Origin of the sequence: Rubrivirga sp. S365, assembly GCF_032248475.1 — a bacterium.
GTDB classification, from domain to species: Bacteria; Bacteroidota; Rhodothermia; order Rhodothermales; family Rubricoccaceae; genus Rubrivirga; species Rubrivirga litoralis.
This window is the reverse complement of record NZ_JAVTTN010000001.1, coordinates 34,827-54,617: the sequence shown is the minus strand read 5'-3', so window position 1 is coordinate 54,617 and position 19,791 is coordinate 34,827. Positions and strand designations below refer to the sequence as shown.

At 73.2% G+C, this 19,791-nt stretch carries 13 protein-coding genes; 1 reads left to right on the top strand and 12 read right to left on the bottom strand.

Features of this window, described 5'->3' with window-relative positions:
• Positions 1-40: 40 nt before the first annotated feature.
• The 11 genes from RQM47_RS00185 to RQM47_RS00135 form a co-directional block, all read right to left on the bottom strand.
• On the bottom strand, positions 41-433 hold the full coding sequence (locus RQM47_RS00185; RefSeq protein ID WP_311662368.1) for a TerB family tellurite resistance protein: 393 nt from the start codon (positions 431-433) through the stop codon (positions 41-43).
• A 581-nt stretch (positions 434-1,014) separates the two neighbouring features.
• Entirely contained in the window at positions 1,015-1,899 is an 885-nt protein-coding gene (locus RQM47_RS00180) for an aldo/keto reductase (RefSeq protein WP_311662366.1), read from the bottom strand.
• A 172-nt stretch (positions 1,900-2,071) separates the two neighbouring features.
• Complete coding sequence (locus tag RQM47_RS00175) at positions 2,072-2,923, bottom strand: helical backbone metal receptor (protein ID WP_311662365.1); 852 nt, start codon at positions 2,921-2,923, stop codon at positions 2,072-2,074.
• Positions 2,924-2,996: 73 nt separating this feature from the next.
• A complete protein-coding gene (gene murC / locus RQM47_RS00170; protein WP_314006906.1) occupies positions 2,997-4,508 on the bottom strand; it encodes a UDP-N-acetylmuramate--L-alanine ligase in 1,512 nt (503 codons plus the stop codon).
• 237 nt (positions 4,509-4,745) lie between these two features.
• Complete coding sequence (locus RQM47_RS00165; protein WP_311662363.1) at positions 4,746-5,972, bottom strand: hemolysin family protein; 1,227 nt, start codon at positions 5,970-5,972, stop codon at positions 4,746-4,748.
• Between the two features lie 131 nt (positions 5,973-6,103).
• Positions 6,104-7,012, bottom strand: a complete 909-nt coding sequence (locus tag RQM47_RS00160; protein WP_311662362.1) for an STAS/SEC14 domain-containing protein — start codon at positions 7,010-7,012, stop codon at positions 6,104-6,106.
• Positions 7,013-7,091: 79 nt separating this feature from the next.
• Positions 7,092-11,102: an efflux RND transporter permease subunit gene (locus tag RQM47_RS00155; RefSeq protein WP_314006904.1), complete on the bottom strand. Its 4,011-nt coding sequence runs from the start codon at positions 11,100-11,102 to the stop codon at positions 7,092-7,094.
• Positions 11,103-11,257: 155 nt separating this feature from the next.
• Positions 11,258-12,514: an efflux RND transporter periplasmic adaptor subunit gene (locus tag RQM47_RS00150; protein WP_311662359.1), complete on the bottom strand. Its 1,257-nt coding sequence runs from the start codon at positions 12,512-12,514 to the stop codon at positions 11,258-11,260.
• 94 nt (positions 12,515-12,608) lie between these two features.
• Complete coding sequence (locus RQM47_RS00145; RefSeq protein ID WP_314006901.1) at positions 12,609-14,354, bottom strand: TolC family protein; 1,746 nt, start codon at positions 14,352-14,354, stop codon at positions 12,609-12,611.
• A 2-nt stretch (positions 14,355-14,356) separates the two neighbouring features.
• Positions 14,357-15,040, bottom strand: coding sequence for a TetR/AcrR family transcriptional regulator (locus tag RQM47_RS00140; RefSeq protein WP_314006898.1), 684 nt, complete (start codon positions 15,038-15,040; stop codon positions 14,357-14,359).
• Positions 15,041-15,461: 421 nt separating this feature from the next.
• The gene (locus RQM47_RS00135; protein WP_314006896.1) at positions 15,462-16,577 is read right to left on the bottom strand and encodes a mannose-1-phosphate guanylyltransferase; all 1,116 of its coding nucleotides are present in this window, start codon (positions 16,575-16,577) and stop codon (positions 15,462-15,464) included.
• A gap of 324 nt (positions 16,578-16,901) precedes the next feature.
• On the opposite strand from RQM47_RS00135, the gene RQM47_RS00130 reads away from it, so the two are divergent.
• Positions 16,902-17,543, top strand: a complete 642-nt coding sequence (locus RQM47_RS00130; RefSeq protein WP_314006893.1) for a hypothetical protein — start codon at positions 16,902-16,904, stop codon at positions 17,541-17,543.
• 160 nt (positions 17,544-17,703) lie between these two features.
• Here the strand turns inward: RQM47_RS00130 and aspS are convergent, their stop codons facing one another.
• Positions 17,704-19,593, bottom strand: a complete 1,890-nt coding sequence (gene aspS, locus RQM47_RS00125) for an aspartate--tRNA ligase (RefSeq protein WP_311662354.1) — start codon at positions 19,591-19,593, stop codon at positions 17,704-17,706.
• Positions 19,594-19,791: the final 198 nt, after the last annotated feature.

Genomic DNA, 19,791 nt, shown 5'->3' with positions numbered 1-19,791 from the left:
TCTTCGTTTCGTCTTCGCCCCAGCGGGCGGGGCGGGGCGGTCAGGCCTCGGGCCTCGGGTGGGGCTCGCCGCCGCGGCGGAAAGCGGACCGGATCTGGCCGATGATCTCGGCCTCGCGGAGCGTGAGGTGGCCGTCAGCCCGGGCAATCCGGCCGAGGTCGGCGAGCAGCCGGTTCCGGTCCTCGAACGAGAGCGCCTCGCGGAGTTCGCCGACGATCCGGTCGACCTCGTAGCCCGACCGGGCCGCGACGTAAGCCGTGTCGACGATGGCCTCGATGGCCTCCTCGTCGCACCGCGGCTCCCACCGCCGCATCAGGTCGATGGCGAGCTGGCGCTCGTGGGGCTCGTGCTCGCCCGACGCCGTGTCCGCCACCGCGAGGTAGAGGTGGACCACCTGCGTCAGGCGTTCGGTCGATGTGTTGGGAAGGTTCATGTCTACCAGGGTGACGGCCTAACCTTCAGAAGAGGCAGTGTTTGGCCGCGTAGAGCAACTCGCAATCTATTGGGGGCGGGAACCCCGGAGCACCGGGGAGAACCCGAACCTGGGAAGGCGGCCGGCGCTCCGTGCGCCTGTGCCGAGACGCACGCCGTGCGCCGAACCAGGAAAAGCGGGCCGCCCAGGACGAGCCGTGCGCTCCGGCTCTCCGCACCGGCAGGGCGCACGTTCGGCCTCCGCCACCACGGGCGGGGCGGCGTCCGCGCGGGCCGCGTCGGAGCGCACCGCCCCGCCCTCACCGCACGCCGAGCGGACCGCCGCCGGCCGGGCCGGGGCGGTCGCGTCGTGGACAACGGAGGGGGTGGGGTGGCGGACGGTCATGCTCCAAGACAACACACCCGGACGGCGTCGTCAAGGCGCCACGCCGCGCCTCGCGGTGGAGCAGCAACCCTTGGGAGCAGGAAAGAGCGAACGCAGGCCGCCCCGCCCACTTTGAGGAACGTCTGAGCGCCGTCCCTAAGGAAATCCTCAGACGGAAACAGCCCCAGGCAGGGCAGAATCGGCGCTTCGGTGCGGACCTAGCTCGCGTCGCGAGTGGCCTGATCGAGGCGGTCAAACACGGCGTCGGGCAGGTCGAGCGCGGCCGCGGCCGTGTTCTCTTCGAGGTGCTCGACGCTCGACGTGCCCGGGATCGGGAGCATCACGGGCGACCGCTTGAGGAGCCACGCGAGCGCCACCTGCGACGGCGACGCGCTCACCTCGTTGGCCGCGTCGTCGAGCGTCCCGTCGTCGGCCAGCTTGCCGGCGTTGAGCGGGAACCACGGGATAAAGCCGATGCCCTCGCTCTCGCAAAAGTCGACCACGTCCTCGTGCTTCCGGTTGCCCAGGTTGTACTCGTTCTGGACCGTCACGATGGACAGGCCGAAGTCCTGCGCCGCCTTGATCTCGTCGACGTCGACCTCGCTGAGGCCGACGAGGCGGACCCAGCCCTCGTCCTGGAACTCCTTGAGCGCGGCAAACTGCTCGTCGCGGTCGACCTCGGGGTCGATCCGGTGGAGCTGGTAGAGCGGAATGGTGTCCAGCTTCAGCCGGCGGAGCGACATCTGGACGGCCTGGCGGAGATACGACGGCTTGCCCAGGACCGGCCACTCGTTCGGGCCGGTCCGCAGGAGGCCGCCCTTTGTCGCGATCACGACGTCGTCGTACGGCGCGAGCGCCTCGGCGATCAGGTCCTCGCTGACGAAGGGGCCGTAGCTGTCGGCCGTGTCGACAAAGTCGATCCCGAGCTCGACCGCCCGCTTCAGCACGCGGACGGACTCGTCGTGGTCCTTGGGCGGACCCCAGATGCCCTTGCCCGTGATCCGCATGGCGCCGTAGCCGAGGCGGTGGATGGTCAGGCCGTCGCCGAGGTCGAAGGTTCCGGCGTCGAGGGCGGGGCGGTCGGTGGGAGGGGAGAAGATCATAGAGAGAGGGGAATGAGTTCGTCAGGTCCGATCCCGCGGCGGCGCCGTAGTTCCACGCGTCCCTGACACGGCCTCGGCCTCACACGAAGTCCAACCACCCCGCCCGTGCGGACCGGCCCGAACCCGCCCCCGCCCCCAGGCCCTCGGCCTGCTGGGCGGCCGGTCGCTTGGGCTAGCGGTCCGCCCCGCTGGCCTCCGCCCCGCCCGCGCGGAGCGTGCGGAGAACGGCCGGCGTGTGCCGGAGGCGGCTCCCGTACCACGAGAACGCCTCGCCGTCGACGAGCACGACGCGGGCGGCCGGCGCGAGCGCCTGGACCTCGGCCACGTGCTTGGCCTGGAACGGGTACGGCTCGGACGAGAGCATGACCACGTCCGGCGCGAGTTGGTCGATGTCCTGATCTGAGAGCGTCGGGTAGCGGTCGCGGCTGGAGGTCGCGTTGGCCCAGCCGCCCCGCTCCAGCACATCCGAAATGATCGTGTCGCCGCCGACTGCCATCCACGGGTCGCGCCAGATGAGGTAGAGCGCGCGCTCGGTGCGGGGCGGACTCGATGCGGGCGGACTCGATGCGGGCGGGGCGGCCGCGAGGGCAGCGAACCCGCCCTCGACCTCGTCGGCAATCCGCCCCGCCCGCGCCGCGCGGCCGACGAGCGCGCCGACGTCGCGGATCATGGCGACCGCGCCGTCCACGTCGGCCACGTCCGTCACGTAGACCGGGCAGAACGCGGCGACGGCCTCGACCTGCTCACGGACGTTCTCCTCCTTGTTTGCGATCACGAGGTCGGGCCGGAGCCCACGCACGCGCTCGACGTTGACGTTCTTCGTCCCGCCTACGATCGTCTTGGCCGCCTTCCAGCCGTCCGGGTGGACGCAGAACCGCGTGAGCCCGACGACCTCGTCGTCCAGCTCGAGGTCGGCCAACAGCTCCGTCTGCGACGGGACGAGCGAGACGATGCGCCGGGGCGGGGCGGCCAGGCGCACCGGCCGGCCGAGGGCGTCCGTTCGAGGGATGGAGGGATCGGGCATGGAGGAATAGACAGAGACGGCGGCCGCCCCGCCCGGCGGGTTCCTCTCGTGGCGCGGGCGGGGCGGCTCCCCCTTATCCCTCGTCCGCCCCTCCGTTCCTCCCCGCCAGCGCGTCCGCCAGCTTGCCGACGAGGCCGTCGAACGAGCCGTTGGACATGACGAGCGCGAGGTCGCCGTCGCGCAGGTCCGCCAGGAGGTCGGGGAGGAGCGCGTCGGCGGAGGCGTAGGCCGCGGCCGGCGTGCCGCCCTCGCGGACCGACGCGGCGACGGCCTCGGCGTCGAGAAAGTGGGCCGGGTCGTCGTTGTGGCGGAGGGGCGGGGTGGAGAGGAACACGGCGTCGGCGGCGGCGAGCGCGCGGGCGTACGGGGACTCGAAGGCGGCCCGCCGCGACGAGTTCGACCGCGGCTCGAACACGGCCACGACGCGCCGCCCCGGCCACCGCTCGCGGACGCCGCGGACGGTCGCCTCGACGGCCGTCGGGTGGTGGGCAAAGTCGTCGACGACGAGCACGCGGCCATCGTAGGCCACCTCCTGGCGCCGCTTCATGCCGGCGAACGAGGCGAGCCCGTCGGCCACCTGCTGCGGCGTAGCCCCGGCGTCGAGGGCCACGGCCGCGACCGCGAGCGCGTTGAGCGCGTTGTACCGCCCGCCGAGCGGGAGGCGGACGCGCGCGACGGCCTCCCCGCCCACGACGAGCGTGAACCGCTGGGCGCCGTCCTCGGTCGCGAGGTCGCGGGCGGCCACGTCGAACGGCCCACCCGGCGCGCCTTCCTCGCCGTAGAGCCGCACGCGCGCCCACGACCACTCGGCGAGCGCGCGGACCTCGAGCTCCTCGCCGTTGAGGACGAGGAGGCCGTCGGGCGGCGGCAGCGAGACGAAGGCGTGGAACGCCCGCTGGTACTCGTCCCAGTCGGCGTAGATGTCGGCGTGGTCGAACTCCAGCGACGTGACGACGGCCCGGTACGGCCGGTAGAGGATCATCTTGGGCCGCTTGTCGAAGTAGGCCGCGTCGTACTCGTCGCCCTCGACACAGAACGCCGCTCCGCTCCCCAGCCCGCTCGTCCGCGCCTCGCCCACGAGCACGCCGCCGACGAGGAAGCCGGGGTCGAGCCCGGCCTCGCGGAGCACGTGGACGAGCATCCCCGTCGTCGTCGTCTTCCCGTGCGTGCCGGCGACGACGGCGGGGCGGCGCTCGGCCAGGAACAGGTGGGCGAGGGTCTCGGGCAGCGACGCCTGCACGAGCCCGCGCTCGCGCGCTGCCGCCGCCTCGGGGTGCGTCGGCACGGCCGCGTTGCCCACGACGACGAGGTCGGGCGGGCCGTCGGGGCCGTCGAGGTGGGCCGCGTCGTAGCCTTCGAGGACCTCGATGCCGGCCGCGGCGAGGCGCGTCGACATGGGCGGGTAGGCGGCCTCGTCCGACCCGCGCACGGCGTAGCCGGCCTCGGCGAGCAGCTCGGCGAGCGCGCCCATCCCCTTCCCGCAGATCCCGATGAGGTAGACCGAGCGGATGGCGGCCGGCGGCGGCAGGGCGGGGCGGGCAAAGACGCGGAGGTCGGCGTCGGAGAAGTCTTCGAGGCGGCGCATCGGGCGGGGCGGTCGGGCGGGGCGGTCGGCGTGGGCGCAATGTCTCCACAGGCCGCCCCGCCCGGGGACGCCGCACCGGGGCGGGGCGGATTCTTCGCCGGGTGCTGGGATCGGGGACGCGCCGCCCGACCCAGTGGGCGACCGCCGGTCGCCCTTACCGTCCCGCCCCGCCCCCGGGCGATCGCCGGTTGCCCCGACCACCCCGCCCGCGGCCAGGGCGGGGGCATCTGCTGCCCGCTACCTCCGAGGCTCGGCCGGCGAGACCGCCGGCGGCTCGCCGCCCGTGATCCCGTACTGAACCGCCGCCGCCTGCTCGACGGCCGCGTCCACGGCCGCCCCGTCGGCGGGGTCGTCGACCAGGCCGAGTCGCGTGGCCCGCTCGGCCCACTGCGCCCGGGCCGCCGCCTGCATATCGTCGTCGCGGTCGACCTCGTCGACGATTTCGAGGCCGAGGATGGTCTCGACCACGTCCTCGACCGAGACCACGCCGGCCGTCCCCCCGTACTCACCGACAACGAGCGCGAGGTGCTCGCGCCGCTCCAGGAGCCGGTCGAACAGCTTGGGCAGCGGGAGCGAGTCGGGGACCGACAGGAGGTCGCGGGCGACCGTCGAGGACGGCTCGTCGCCCCGTCCGTCGGCCACGGCCCGGAGCACGTCGTCGCGCAGGACGAAGCCGGTCACGGTGTCCTTGGTGCCGCGGTAGAGCGGGAGGCGCGAGAACGGGGTCCCGTCATTGGCGATCTCGCGGAGCGGCGCGCCCTCGGGGTAGGCCACGACGACGGTCCGCGGCGTCATGACGTCGCGGGTCTTGAGCTCGCTAAAGCGGAACAGGCTCTGGAGGATGCGGCTCTCGGACGCATCGAACACGCCCTCCTCGGTCCCGATCTGGGCCAGCGCCGCCAGCTCCTCGCGGCTTACCGAGTCCTCCTTCTTGCCGCGCGCAATGAGCTTCGTGAGGGCCTGCGAGAGCCAGATGAGCCCGGTCCACTTGAGCACGAACACGATGCCGACGAGGAGCCGGGACACGAGCGGGGCGAGGCCGCGCCAGTAGACGGCGCCGATGGTCTTGGGGATGATCTCGGAAAGGACCAGGATGCCCAGCGTGAGGACGGCCGAGAAGATGCCGACCGAGGCCGCCCCGAAGTAGCCGGCGGCCTCGGCGCCCGCGCCGGCCGCCCCGATCGTGTGGGCGATCGTGTTGAGCGTGAGGATGGCCGCGAGCGGGCGGTCCACGTCGGCCTTGAGCTCCTTGAGGCGATCGGCGGCCGCCGCGTTCGTGTCGCCGAGCGCGCCGACGTAGGCCGGCGTCACGCTCAGCAGCACGGCCTCCATGATCGAGCACAGGAACGAGACGCCGATCGCGAGCACGACGTAGACGACGAGCAGCGTCAGCGAGCCGGACCCTTCGACAGCGCCGGTCGGGCCGGGGACGAGGAGGAGCAGGGCGGGGTGGAGAGGCGGCATGCGGGCGGGGCGGTCCGAGCGGGCGGAGCGGGACGTACTCGGGTGGGCGCCGGCAGGGTCCGCCCCGCCCGGCGCCATCGGTGGAACGAGGGCGGGGCGGGTGTGGCAGAGAGAGCGTAAGGCGCCGCCCGCTACAGCAGCGGCGGCGGCGTGCCGGCCGGCGGCACGCTGCCCAGGTCGTCCGGGGGCGGGGCGGCCCCAGCGTCGTCCGCCCCGCCCGCGTCGTCGGCCTTGGGCAGATCGGCGACCGTCGCGGGCAGGGCGGGGAGGTCGCGCGTCGCGCCCGCGTCGTCGCGGCCCTCGTCGAGCCACGCCCGCGCCGCCGCCTCCTGGCCGGCCGCAAACGTCTTGACCTGGACCGGCAGGAGCGGGGCCATCAGCGAGACCGCCTGCCCGAGCCACCCCGCCCCGCCCACGACCGCGTAGCGGCGCGTGACGCGGAGCGCGCGGAGCTGGAGCTGGGCGAGGTCGGTGCCCAGCGCGTCGAGCCCGGGGACCGGCGCCGCCTCGACGACCGCGAGCACGTCCACCGCGCCGGCCGCCGTCGCGGCGTCGAGCCGCTCGCCGAACGCGGCCACGTCCTCGGCCCGGAGCACGCCGCGCACGGCGTACGCCACGAGCGTCGGCCGGTTGGCCGGCAGCCACGCGAGCCCCGGCTGCGAGCGGGGCGGCTCCCCGGACACCCACGCCTCGGCCGCCGCGCGGTCGGCCGGCGAGAAGGCGCGAACCTCGACGCCTGGCAGCACGGCGTTCTCGGCGCCGACGACGGCGCGGAGCCAGCCCTGCCCCGTCACGACGGCCGCCCGGTGGAACCGGGGCAGGTTCTGGACCTGCCCGATCCCGTAGCCGATGTCGCGGACGAGCGCCGCCGGGTCCACGAACCCGACGCCGTCGACGACGAGCAGGAACGAGATCCGGTCGTGATCGGCGAGCGCGCCGTCGAGCGCCGCCTTCGCGCGGTCGACGTCGGCGGTCGTCACGCGGCCGCCCACGCGGAGGGCGACGACGTGGGGGGCGGGCGGGAACAGGCGTTCGATCATGACGGGGCGGGGTGGCAGGCGGTGGGTGACGGGTAAAAGGCACTCGCCCCGAAAGGTTTTGCCCCTCGCCCGTCACGCGTCACCCTTCACGCACAACGGCCGGGAGCGGGCGGCCCTCGGCGGCGCCGTCGCCGTCGAGCACGAGCGCGCCGTCGTCCACCCCGCCCGCGTCCGCCCCGCCCGTCGCCTCGTCGGTGGCTGACGAGAGGCGGACGGCCAGGCTGTCGAACGCCGAGTACATGACGGGCACGATGACGAGCGTGAGGAACGTCGCGAACGTGAGCCCCGAGATGATCGCCGTCCCCATCGGCCCCCAGAACTGCGTGTTTTCCGACCCGATCGAGAACGACGGGTCGAGGTTCACGATGAGCCCGACAAAGTCGATGTTGATCCCGAAGGTCAGCGGGATGAGGCCGATGACGGTCGTGAACGCCGTCAGGAGCACGGGCCGGAGCCGCGTGGCCCCGCCGTCGATAATCGCCTCCTGCTTGTCCTCGCCGCGCGCCCGCAGCTGCTCGATGTAGTCCACGAGCACGATCGCGTTGTTGACCACGATGCCGGCGAGGGAGATCACGCCGATGAACGTGAACAGCCCGAACGGCGTCCGCGTGAGGATGAGCCCCAGGAGCACGCCGATGAGCGAGAGCCCCACGGCGACCATGATGATGAACGGGTTCTTGACCGAGTTGAACTGGGCGATCAGGATGATCGAGATGAGCGAGAGCCCGATGAGGAGCGCCGTCGTGAGGAAGCCGAAGCTCTCCTGCTGGTCCTCGCTCTCGCCCGTGTAGGCGACCGTGTAGCCCGACGGCACGGCGGCCACGTCGTCGGCGAGGTAGGCCTGGACCTCCTGGAGCACGGCCTGCGCGTTCGCGCCCGGCGCGGCGTCGCCCTGGACCGTCACCACGCGCTCCTGGCCCAGCCGCGTCACGCTGCCCAGCCCGCTCGCCGGCACGATCTGGGCGACGGACACGAGCGGGACCTGCCGGCCCTCGGCCAGGACCGTCAGGCTCTCGAGCTGGCGGAGGTTCTCGCGGTCCGCCTCGCGGAGCCGGACCGTCACGTCGTACTCGTCCTTGCCGTCGCGGTACTGGCTCGCTTCGATCCCGTTGATGGCCCCGCGCACGGCGAACGCCACCTGCTGCGTCGAGAGCCCGAACGCCGCCGCCCGCTCGCGGTCGATCTCGACCCGGTACTCGGGCCGCCCCGACCCCAGGTTGTCGCGGATGTCGACGAGGCCCGTAATCGCCCCGCTCTCGACGCCCTCTTCGAGCTTCGCCTTGAGGCCGTCGGCGATGTCCTGGATCTCGTCGAACGCCTCGCCCGACACCTCGATGTTGACGGCGGCCCCGGTCGGCGGGCCGTTCTGGTTCTGCTCCACCTGGAGGTCGACGCCCGGGAGCCCGGCCAGCCGGTCGCGGATGCGGCGGAGCGTGATGCTGGACGGCTCGGCGCGGTCGGCGTAGTCGACCAGGTTGAGCGTCACGCGCGAGCGCTCGGCCGAGGCCGCCCCGCCCCCGAACGCGGCGTCGCCGCCGACCCCGACGCTCGTCGAGATGTTCTCGGTGTTGGCCGCCGAGGCCGGGTCCTCCTCGACGAGCGCCTGGACGCGCCCGAAGACCTCGCCGGCCACCTCGTTCGAGCGCTCGATCGTGGTCCCGGTCGGCGCCTCGGCCGTGATCTGGATGAGGTTGGGGTCGGTCGTCGGGAAAAACTCGACGCCCGTCGGCGCCACGAAAAACAGCGCGATCACACCGACGAGCAGCCCCATCGTCGCCGTGAGGAGCCGCGCCCGGTTGTCGGTGAGGATCAGGTACGGCTGGCCGTCGGCCGTCGTCCGCCCCGCCCCGTTCCGCCCCGCCCCGCCCCGCTCGTTGCCGTTCCGCCCGTTGTGCGCGGCGTCCCCGTTCCGCGTCGCGTCGCGGCGGCCGCCCGGCCCGAACACGACGCCGAGCGCGCCGGCGCCGGCGACGAGGGCGGGGAGGAGGAACATCCCCACGATCACCTCCACGCCCTCAAGCGTCGACACGTCGATCCGCCCCGAGAGCACGAGGAGCACCACGAGCACCGCCACGACGGCCCCGAACACGAGCCCCACGCGGACGCTCGTGCGCCCGCCCAGGAACGCCGTCTCCAGGCTGTGGACCACGAACCCGAGCAGGCCGGCCACCAGCGCCACCCCGCCCGGCGCGATCAAAATCCACCCCGCGGGCGGGGCGGCGGCGTTGACGGCCGCCCCGGCGACGAGGAGCAGGAAGCCGACCGTGAAGGCGCCCAGCGCGAACGTGTTGCGGAGCATGGCCCGCGGGGCGTCGTAGTCGCGCTGGAGCATCCAGGCGAGGAACGCCCGGTAGCGGGCCGTCATGGCCGGCACCGTCCGCCGCGCGAAGCGGTGGTGGGCGGGCTCCAGCGCGTACTTGTAGAGGGCGTAGAGGCCCGGCACGGCGACGGCCAGGAACACGAGCGTCTTCCAGTTCGCGACGCCGACCACGAGCGCCGTGAACGCGACGAGGCCCAGCCCCACCTTCCGCGCCGTCGGGCTGGGCGGGGCGGCCCGCCGCGCCGTGGCCTCCTCGTCGGTCTCCATGAAGTAGCCCGTGATGACCGGGTTGATGACGAGCGCCACGAACAGGCTCGAGAGCAGCGTCACGATGAGCGTGAGCGGCATGTAGCTCATGAACTTGCCGATGATGCCAGGCCACAGGAGCATCGGCGCGAACGCCGCAACCGTCGTCGCCGTCGACGCGGCCACGGCCAGGCCGACCTCGTTCGTGGCCTCGCGCGCCGCCTCCCACCGGCCGTAGCCCTCCTCCCGGTAGCGGTAGATGTTCTCGATGATGACGACGGCGTTGTCGACCAGCATCCCCAGCGCGATGATGAGGCTGAAGAGGATGATGAAGTTGAGCGTCTCGCCCATGACGCTGAACACGAGGAAGCTCAGGAACATGGACAGCGGGATCGCCACGCCCACGAGCGCCGCGTTCCGCACGCCGAGGAAGAACAGGAGCACCGCGATCACGAAGAGGATGCCCGCGATGATGTTGTTTTCGAGGTCCTTGACCAGCGACTCGACCTCCTCGGACTGGTCGCCGGTGAGCACGTAGCTCGTCCCCGACGGGAGCGCGTAGTCCTCGATGGCGCGCTCGACGCCGTCGACGACCTCGATGATGTTCTCGCCCGCCTGCTTTTTGACGTTGAGCCGGATGACCTGCAGGTCCTCGGCGCCCTCGACCGGGACCGGCTCGCCGTCGGCGTTCTCGCGCTGGAGCACTTCGAGCCGCGCGTAGCTCTCGCGGTCCTTGTACCCGAACCGGACGTCGGCCAGGTCGCGGACGTAGACCGGCACCCCGCCCGGGGCGGCGACCACGAGGTCGAGGATCTCGGACGGGTCGTCGAACTCGCCGTCGACGCGGACGAGGTAGTTTTCGGGGCCGACGTCGATGGAGCCGCCGGGGATGTTCGTGTTCTCGGTCTGGACGGCCGTGACGAGGTCGTTGATCGACAGGTTGTAGCCCTGGAGCGCCGTGAGGTCGGCGTCGACCTGGACCTCGCGCTCCAACCCGCCCAGGAGGTCGACTTCGAGCACGCCGGGGACGCCCTCGATCTCGTCCTGGAGGTCCTCGGCCGTCTCGCGGAGGTCGGAGAGGGAGCCGGCGGTGAGGAGGTTGACGGTGAGGACTGGGAACTCGCTCACGTCGATCTCGGACACGATCGGCTCCTCGACGTCGGCGGGAAACTCGGTCTTGGCCAGGTCGACGGCCTCGCGGACCTCGCGGCTGGCCTCGTTGATGTCCTTGTCCGGCAGGAACTCGGCGATGACGGTCGAGACGCCCTCGGTGCTCGTCGACCGTAGCTCGTCGAGACCCGAAATCGAGTTCACCTCGCGCTCCACCTCCTGCGTGATGATGGCCTCGATGTCGTCGGGGCTCGCGCCGGGGTAGATCGTGGTCACCACGATCGTTGCGAATTCGATCTGCGGCTGGCTCTCCTTCGGGAGCGCCACGTAGGCGACGAGCCCGGCCAGCGTGAGCGCCACCGTCAGCACGACGACGGCGACCCGGTTGTTGATGGCGAGGTCGGGGATGCTCATGGCGGGGCGGGGGACGGGCGAGGAGCGCTGGGCGGGGCGGGCGTGCGCTAGGCGGGGCGGTGCGCGTTGGGCGGGGCGGGCGCCGTTGCATGCAACGGCGCTACGGGCGGCTGGGGCGGGGCGGTAGGAGGTCGGTGCTCATCACCCCTCGCCCGTCACTCGGTCCGCGCCACGCGTTCGTCGATGCGGACGAGGTCGCCCTCGGCGAGGTCGGCCTGGCCGGACACGATGATCCGGTCGCCGGCCTCGACGCCGGACGTGAGCACGACCTCGTCGCCCGACGACGGGCCGAGCTCGACGACGCGCCGCGCGGCGACGGTGCCCGTGCCCTGGGCCGGGACGGCGACGAACACGCTCGTGCCCCGCTCGTCGCGGACGACGGCCTGCTGCGGGACCGAGATGGCGCCGTCGAGCACGTCGCGCGTGACGTCGAGGCGGACGACCATCGACGGCTTGAGCGCGCGGTCGGCGTTCTCGACGGCGACCTCGATGGGGAACGTCCGCGAGGCGTCGTCAATGGCGAGGCCGACGAACGAGACGCGGCCCCCGCGCGGCTCGACCGTGTAGGCGTTGGGCGCCACGCGGACCTGCGTGCCGACCTCGATCTCGCCGGCGTACCGCTCGGGCACGCCGGCCGTCACCTTGACGCCGCCGCCGCCGACCAGGCGCACGACCGGCTGGCCCGGGCTCGCGAGCTCGCCGGGCTCCATCAGCCGGGCCTCGACGACGCCGGCGAACGGGGCCACGATGCGCGTGTTGGCGAGCTGCGACTGCGCGCTCTGCACGCCCGCGTTCGCGGCCGAGACCTGGGCGCGCGAGGCGCGGAGCTGCCCCTCCGCCTGGGCGATCCCGGCGTCGGCCTGGGCGACCTGGGCGCGGGCCGACGCCAGCTGCTGCTCGACCTGGCGGAACTCGAGGGCCGAGAGGATGGAGTCGCGGTAGAGCGGGAGCTGGCGGGTGTACTGCTCCTGCGCCAGGTCGAGCTGGGCCTGGGCCGCCTGGCGCTGGGCGCGGGCGGCCTCGACGCCGGCCTGGGCCTGGGCGATGCCGGCCTCGGCCGTGCCGGCCTGGGCGCGCGCCTGGCTCACGCCGGCCTGCTGCGACGCCGCGCGGACCCGGGCGACGGTCTGCCCCGCCCGCACCGACGTGCCGACGGCGGCCACGTAGGTCAGCGTGCCGGGCACGTCGGGCGAGAGCCTCGCGTCGTTGTCGGCCTGGACGGTGCCCGTCAGCTGGATGGCGTCCTCGAACAGGCCGGGCTGGGCCACGAGCACGTCGACGGGGACCGCGCGGTCGGCGGGGGCCTCGGCCGTCTCGGCGGGCTCCTCCCCGCCGCAGGCGGCGAGCACGAGGCCGGCGGCGAGCACGAGGCCGGCGGCGAGCACGGCGGGTCGGAGAGGGAGGAAACGCATGGGGAGGAGGAGTGGGGGCGCCCCGTGGACGCCCGTGCAGACGGGGGAGTCGGCCGCCCCGCCCCGCCCGAGCGGTACGGGCGGGGCGGCGGTCTCAGCGGGCGGCTGTCGGCGGAGCGGGGCGGACCGTCTCGTCGAGCGGGGCGGGGAGGATGGTGCCCGTCGCCCGCTCGTAGTCGCTCCGGGCGACGAGCGCGTCGTAGACGGCCTGGAGGTAGTTGAGCCGGGCGAGGTCCAGGTTCTGCGTCGCCACGCGGACATCGACCTGGCTGGCGACGCCTTCTTCGAGGCGGGCCGAGGCGAACGCGAACGCCGTCTGGGCCGTCTCGACCGTCTGCGACTGCGAGCCCAGCCGCGACTGCGCGCTTTGGAGCTGGCGGATGGCGGTCGCCACTTCGAGTTGGGCCGCGTTCCGCACCTGCTCGAGCTGGACCTGGGCCTGGTCGATGACGATCTGATCCTGCTGCGCCCGGTACCGCGTCTGGAACCCGTCGAACAGCGTCCAGCCCAGGCGGACGCCGACGGCCAGCGACGGCTGCCAGTAGTCGCCCGAGAAAAACCCGGACGACGACTCGGTAAACGTGAACGGGTCGCGCGGGTCGGGCGCGAACACGGCCGTCCGGTCGTCGGGGACGTTGCCCGAGTAGCTGGCGGTCGCGAACGCGCTGAGCCGTGGGTAGGCCGCCGCGCGCGTGATGTCCCGCTGGACCTCGTTCAGCCGCACGGCCAGCGCCGCCTGGCGGACGTCGGGGCGGAGGTCGAGGGCGGTCGCGGCGGCGGCCGCGAGCCCGACGGTTTGGAACAGGGCGGGGCGGGGCGGGGCGAGGTCGCTCTCGAGCACGACCGGCGCCGTCACCGGGAGCCCCAGCGCGAGCAGGAGCTGGTCGCGGGCCGTCGACGCCTGAGCGTCGGCCTGGGCGAGCTGGGTCTCGGCGTTGGCGAGGTCGACTTCGGCGTTGAGACGCTCCAGCACGGGCCGCACGCCCTGGGCCACGAGCAGCGACGCGTCCTCGAACGTTTCGCGCGCGCGCTCGACCGACGCCCGCTGGACGGCCGCCTGCCGCCCCGCCAGGAGCGCGCCGTAGTAGGCCACGCGCGCCTGGTGGATGGTCTCGTCGCGGCGCTGCTCGACGGCCGCCTCGTTGATCTCGACCAGCCCGCGCGCGCCGCGGACGGCCGCGAACGCCGAGCCGTTGTAGATCGGCTGGCTCAGCGAGAGCGTGTTGAGAAACTGGTTGTCGGTCCCGAACGGGTTGCCCGACTCGGCAGCCGGGTCGAACCCGATGGCCTGCTGGCCTTCGAGCACGCGCCGGTTGTACTCCGTGAGCGTGAGCGTCTCGGTCGTCGGGTCGCCGTCGGTCCGCGCGACCTCGTTGTACTGGAGCCACCCGATGGCCCCGAGCCCGCCGAACAGGCCGCCGGCCGCCGAGCCCGCGAACGGGTTGGCCTGGACCACGTTGCGCGTGTACGAGCTGGCCACGTCGACGAGCGGGAACAGGCCGCCGTACGCCTCGCGGACCTGCGCGCGCGCGTTCGCCACGTCGAGCTCGGCCAGGCGGATGGCGTAGGCCCGCTGGAGGGCGATCTGGATGGCGTCGTCGAGCGACAGCGAGACCACCGCCCCGCCCGCGTCCAGCGCGGGCAGAGCCGTGGCGCGGTCGGGGAACCGGGCCGGGTCGGTCACCGCCCCGCCCACGGCGGCCGGCGCGGCGGGGGCCGAGCGGGGCGGGGCGGCCGGCGGGTCGGTCGTCTGGGCCGGGGCCGGGGCGGCGAGCGCGAACCAGACGGTCAGCGCGGCGGCGAGGGCCGCGGGGCCGCCGGGGCGGAGCGGGGCGGGCATGGCTAGGGGGCGAGGAGGCCGTCGAAGAGGACGGTCGTGAGGAACTCGGCGGCCTCGCTAGAGGAACCGAACGGGGCCGGCTCGAACGTGCCCGACGGGTCGCACTCGGCGTCGACTTCGGCCATGAGGTAGCCGCGGACGTTGCCCATGAGCACGTGGGCGACGGTCCGGGCGGGGAGGGGGCGGAGCGCGCCGGCCGCGACGGCGGCCTCGATCGGCCGGGCGACGGCCTCGATGACGCTCAGGAAGTGCTGGCTGAACGCCGCCTCGTGCTCGACGTCGAGCCGCGTCCGGTAGCCCTCCTTCATGAACATGAGGAGCGCCTCGCGGCTCTCGCTGAACTGGCGGAGGAGCGCCCCAATAAACCCGCGGAAAGCGGCCCGCGCGGCGGGCGGGGTGGACAGGTCCGTGTCGTCGGGAAACGAGCGCGCGACGACCTCGTGGAGCCAGCCGACGACGCGCTCCTCGAACAGCGTCAGGAACAGCTCGTCCTTGCCGCCGGGGAAGTAGTTGTAGATCGTCCCCTTCCCGAACTCGGCCCGCTCGGCGATCTCGTCGACCGACGCGCCGGCGTAGCCGTTCTCGGCGAACACGGCGAGGGCGGCGTCGAGCATCGCCGCCCGTCGCAGGAGCCGCTCGCGTTCGCGGCGGCCGAGCGTGGGGGCGGGCGGGGTGGAGGTCGGCACTGGAAACGACGGGTTCAACAGGTGACTTCCTGGTCACTTTAGAAACGAGCGGGTCAGTACGTGGCCTCCTCTGCCCGGTTTCTCCAGCCGAGTCAAGACCAAGAGAAGGGGGCGCGGTGACAGGTCCCCTTCATCAGGTGCGGCCTATGTGCGTCCGCCCCGCCCTCTTCTACCAGCTCTGGAGGTTCGTGCCTTACCCGCCCCGCCCCGTCGTTGCGTCTCCAGCGCGGGGCGGGGCGGAGGCCCGCTCCTGAGCCAGGAGGAGCGGGCGCGCACGCGGGAGCGGCCTCCGCCCTCGCGGACCGTCCCGCCCCCTTTCTGCCGGCGCCTCTCTCCGCAGCCGCGTCTCCGCCGTGGGGCGGGGCGGGCAGATCCGCGCGGCGGGCCACCCCGCCCGCGGCCGCCCGCGGCCACGTCCGGCTTAGGTGTAGTCGTCCATGCCGTGGACGCCCAGGAAGTCGACGACGTCCTTCACCTTCTGGGCCTGCTCGCGGTGGCACACCAGGACGGCGTCGCCCGTGTCGACCACGACGGCGTCCTCCATGCCGACGAGGACGAGGAGCCGGTCCTCGGTGCTCCGCGCGAAGCTCCGCGCCGTGTCCTTGAGGATCACGTTGCCCTCGGCCCGGTTGCCGGCCTCGTCCTGGTCCGAGAGCTCGTGGACCGCCCGCCAGTCGCCGACGTCGCTCCACCCGAACGAGCCCGGGACGACGAGCACGCTGTCGGCCTGCTCCATGACCCCGTAGTCGATCGAGATCTTCGGGCTCCGCTCGTAGGCGTCGGCGATGGCCTCGGCCTCGCGCGGGGTCCCAAACGCGTCCTCGAGCGGGGCGAACAGGGCGTAGACCTTGGGGAGGTAGCGCTCGAAGGCGGCCAGAATGGCGTCGGCACGCCAGATGAACATGCCCGAGTTCCAGAGGAAGTCGCCGGCGTCGAGAAAGCGCTCGGCCGTCTGGAGGTCGGGCTTCTCGGCGAACGTGAGCACGCGGTGGGCACGCGGCGCGTCGTCCGTGCCGTCGTCGGCGATGCCGTCCGTGTCGCCGTCGGCGTCGAACTGGATGTAGCCGTAGCCGGTCTCGGGGTGGGTCGGGCGGATCCCGATCGTCACGAGCGGGCCGGGACCGTCGCCCTGCGGCTGGGCGGCCTCGGCGGCGGCCTGGAGCACCTCGTGGAACCGCTCGACGTTCGTGATGAGGTGGTCGGCCGGGAGCACGACCATCGTCGCGTTGGGGTCGAGCGCGTGGAGCCGCGCGGCGGCCAGTGCCACGCACGGCGCTGTGTTCCGGGCGACCGGCTCGCCGAGCACGTTCTCGCGGGGGACGGCCGGGAGGTGCGCGTGCGTCTGCTCGATGTAGTCGGCGTTGGTCACTACGAGCACGTTCTCGGGCTCGACGAGCGGCTGGAGCCGAGCGAACGTGTTCTGAATCATCGACGCCTCGCCGAACACGTCGAGAAACTGCTTGGGGGTGGCGCGGCGGCTGCGCGGCCAGAACCGGCTGCCGATGCCGCCGGCCATGATGACGGCGTGGAGGGACATAAAAAACCAGAGGGCGGGGTGGGGGAGGGGCAAGGGCCGCCCCGCCCGCGCCTTGCGGGCCGGGGCGGACCCGGAGAGCGGCGGCGGCCGGTCGGGCCGCCCCGCCCGGCGTGCCCACCGTGTCGTGGGCGCCGCCGGACGGGTCCGCGCTTCCTGAGACGGGCGGGGCGGGGCGGGGTTCGGAGTGGGCGCCTGTCGGGTCGTCCTGCACCGTGGGCTCCCGCCCCACCCGCCGCGTGACTGAGCGGGGCGGTGCTGTTTTGGTGGGGGATGACCTGCGCGGTCAGCCCTTTGCGTACAGGAGGGTAGACCTCCCTCCCCGCCATGCCCCGCCTCCCGCTCCTCGCCGCCCTCGCCCTCCTGGCCGCCCCGCTCGCCGGGTGCGGCGGCTCCGACGACTACGGCGGCGACGTCGAGGATACGGGCGAGACCGGCCTGTTCGGGCGCGCTCAAGAAATGGCCGCCGCCGTCGAGCAGATGGAGGAGACGGCCAACCAGGCGCCCGCCGAGCCCGTCGACTTCCGCCGCCTCCGCGACCTCCTGCCCGAGACCCTCGTGGGCCTGGAGCGGACGGACGTCGAGGGCGCTAAGCAGGGCTCGATGGGCTTCTCGATCTCCGAGGCCTCGGCCGACTACGGCGCCGGCGACTCGACCGTCAGCGTCAAGGTCACCGACATGGGCGCCGTCCCGGCGATGGGCATGATGGGCGCCGCGTGGACGATGACCGACGTCGACCGCGAGACGGCGACGGGCTACGAGAAAACGGTCCGCCTGGGCGAGAGCAAGGGGTACCGCACGTACGACACCGGCTCGCGGCGCGGCGAGTTCAGCCTCGTCGTCGCCGACCGCTTCCTCGTCAACGTGACCGGGCGGGGCGTGGACGACGCCGACCTGGAGGCGGCGCTGCGGGCCGTCGACCTGAGCGCGCTCGCGGCCATGCGCGACGACGGCCGGCAGGAGGCGTAGGGGAGGGATCGAGGGATGCGGGACGGAGGGATGGGCAGAGCGGCCGCCCCGCCCCCGCGCTCGCACCGAGGGCGGGGCGGCTCGGGCGACCGTCCGAGGGCGGGGTGGTCCGGCACCGCCCCGCCCCATCTCTCGATCCCTCCATCCCGTATCCCTCCCCTTACGTCGGGTCCGCCGAGAGCGGCTGCGTCGTGTCCACGTCGGGCGGGGCGGCGGTCGTCTCGATGTGGAGCTCGGCGAGCTGCTCGGGGTCGACGGCGGCCGGCGCCGACGACATGAGCTCGGTCGCCTGCTGCGTCTTGGGGAACGCGATCACGTCGCGGAGCGACGTCGCCCCGGTGAGGAGCATGACGAGCCGGTCCAGGCCCAGCGCGATGCCGCCGTGGGGCGGGGCGCCGTAGCGGAGGGCGTCCAGCAAAAACCCGAACCGCCGCTCGGCCTCCTCGTCCGAGATCCCCAGCAGGTCGAACATCCGGCGCTGCACGTCGGCGCGGTGGATGCGGATGGAGCCGCCGCCGACCTCGGACCCGTTGAGGACGAGGTCGTAGGCGCGGGCTCGCACCTCGCCCGGGGCGCTGTCGAGCTTGCCCATGTCCTCGGGCGCCGGGCTCGTGAACGGGTGGTGCATGGCGTAGTAGCGGCCGTCGTCCTCGCTGTACTCGAGGAGCGGGAAGTCGGTCACCCAGAGGAACCGCCACGGGCCATCGGCGCCCTCGGGGACGAGCCCGGTCTCGCGCGCCATGTGCAGGCGGAGGCTGCCCATCTGCTCGAACACCGTCGGCTGCGGCCCCGCCAGAACGAGTACGAGGTCGCCCGCCTCGGCGCCGACCGCGTCGATCACGGCCTGCATCCGGTCGCGGCCGAACACCTCGTCCTTGACGGACTGCGAAAACTCGGACCCGTCGCTCGGGAGCTTGGCGTAGAACAGGCCGCCGGCGCCGATCTGCTTGCGGACGACGTCCTTGTCCAGCTTGTCCATCGGCTTGCGCCCGCGGTCGCCCTCGCCCTCGACGCGGATCGCGACGACCGCCCCGCCCGCGTCCAGGATCGAGTCGAACACCGTGAAGCCCGAGCCCTCCACCGCCCCGCTCACGTCGGCGATCTCCATGCCGAAGCGGAGGTCGGGCTTGTCGGACCCGTAGCGGCGGAGCGCCTCGGCGTAGGTCACGTGGGGGAACGGCGTCTCGATCTCGATGCCGCGCGTGTCGCGCCAGACGTCCGCGATGAGCCCCTCGACGAGCGCGTAGACGCCCTCCTCGGTCGCGAACGTCATCTCGACGTCGATCTGCGTGAACTCGGGCTGGCGGTCGGCGCGGAGGTCCTCGTCGCGGAAGCACTTCGTGATCTGGACGTAGCGGTCCATGCCGGCCACCATCAGGATCTGCTTGTACGTCTGCGGCGACTGCGGGAGCGCGTAGAACTGGCCCGGGTGGACGCGGCTGGGCACGAGGTAGTCGCGTGCGCCCTCGGGCGTCGACTTCATGAGGACCGGCGTCTCGACCTCGACAAAGTCGCGGTCCGCGAAGTAGCGGCGGACGCTCTGGTACAGCTTCGAGCGCAGGAGCAGGTTCTTCTGGAGCGCCGGCTTGCGGAGGTCGAGGTAGCGGTACGTCAGGCGGAGCTCGTCGCCGGCCTGCGTCGACTTCGGATCGCCCGCCGACACCACGAACGGGGGCGTGTCGGAGACCGCGAGCACGTCCAGGTCCGACACGTAGACCTCGACGTCGCCCGTCGCCATGTCGGGGTTTTTCCGCTCGCGCACGCGGACCTCGCCGCGCACCGAGATCACGTCCTCGCCGCGGAGCTTCTCGGCGAGATCGGCGAGGTCGGCGTCGATCTCGGGGCTGAACACGAGCTGCGTGAGCCCGTAGCGGTCGCGGAGGTCGATAAACTGGAGCCCGCCGAAGTTGCGCCGCGTGTCGACCCAGCCCTTGAGGACGACGGTCTGGCCGGCGTCGCTCTCGCGGAGCTCGCCGCTCGTGTGCGTGCGGTCGCCGTGGTCCGAGGCGTCGGTGGGCGTGAGGGCGCGGGCGTGCGGGGCGTCGGGCATGGGGCCGGGGGCGGGGAGGGCCGGCCAAGCTAGGCGGCGCGACCCGCGGGGCGGGGTGGAGAGTGGGCGGAATGCGGGAGCGTAGGCTGCGGGCGGGGTGGCGGGCGCAGAAAGGGTCCAGGCCGCCCCGCCCAGCAGGTAGAGCAGGTAGGGCGGGGTGGCGGCCGAGGCGTCGTCCAGCGCTCCCGCCCCGCCCGG

Bases quoted from the DNA above. Each gene is read 5' to 3' on its own strand.
- RQM47_RS00185 (WP_311662368.1), bottom strand. From the start codon at position 433: ATGAACCTTCCCAACACATCGACCGAACGCCTGACGCAGGTGGTCCAC.
- RQM47_RS00180 (WP_311662366.1), bottom strand. From the start codon at position 1,899: ATGATCTTCTCCCCTCCCACCGACCGCCCCGCCCTCGACGCCGGAACC.
- RQM47_RS00175 (WP_311662365.1), bottom strand. From the start codon at position 2,923: ATGCCCGATCCCTCCATCCCTCGAACGGACGCCCTCGGCCGGCCGGTG.
- murC (WP_314006906.1), bottom strand. From the start codon at position 4,508: ATGCGCCGCCTCGAAGACTTCTCCGACGCCGACCTCCGCGTCTTTGCC.
- RQM47_RS00165 (WP_311662363.1), bottom strand. From the start codon at position 5,972: ATGCCGCCTCTCCACCCCGCCCTGCTCCTCCTCGTCCCCGGCCCGACC.
- RQM47_RS00160 (WP_311662362.1), bottom strand. From the start codon at position 7,012: ATGATCGAACGCCTGTTCCCGCCCGCCCCCCACGTCGTCGCCCTCCGC.
- RQM47_RS00155 (WP_314006904.1), bottom strand. From the start codon at position 11,102: ATGAGCATCCCCGACCTCGCCATCAACAACCGGGTCGCCGTCGTCGTG.
- RQM47_RS00150 (WP_311662359.1), bottom strand. From the start codon at position 12,514: ATGCGTTTCCTCCCTCTCCGACCCGCCGTGCTCGCCGCCGGCCTCGTG.
- RQM47_RS00145 (WP_314006901.1), bottom strand. From the start codon at position 14,354: ATGCCCGCCCCGCTCCGCCCCGGCGGCCCCGCGGCCCTCGCCGCCGCG.
- RQM47_RS00135 (WP_314006896.1), bottom strand. From the start codon at position 16,577: ATGTCCCTCCACGCCGTCATCATGGCCGGCGGCATCGGCAGCCGGTTC.
- RQM47_RS00130 (WP_314006893.1), top strand. From the start codon at position 16,902: ATGCCCCGCCTCCCGCTCCTCGCCGCCCTCGCCCTCCTGGCCGCCCCG.
- aspS (WP_311662354.1), bottom strand. From the start codon at position 19,593: ATGCCCGACGCCCCGCACGCCCGCGCCCTCACGCCCACCGACGCCTCG.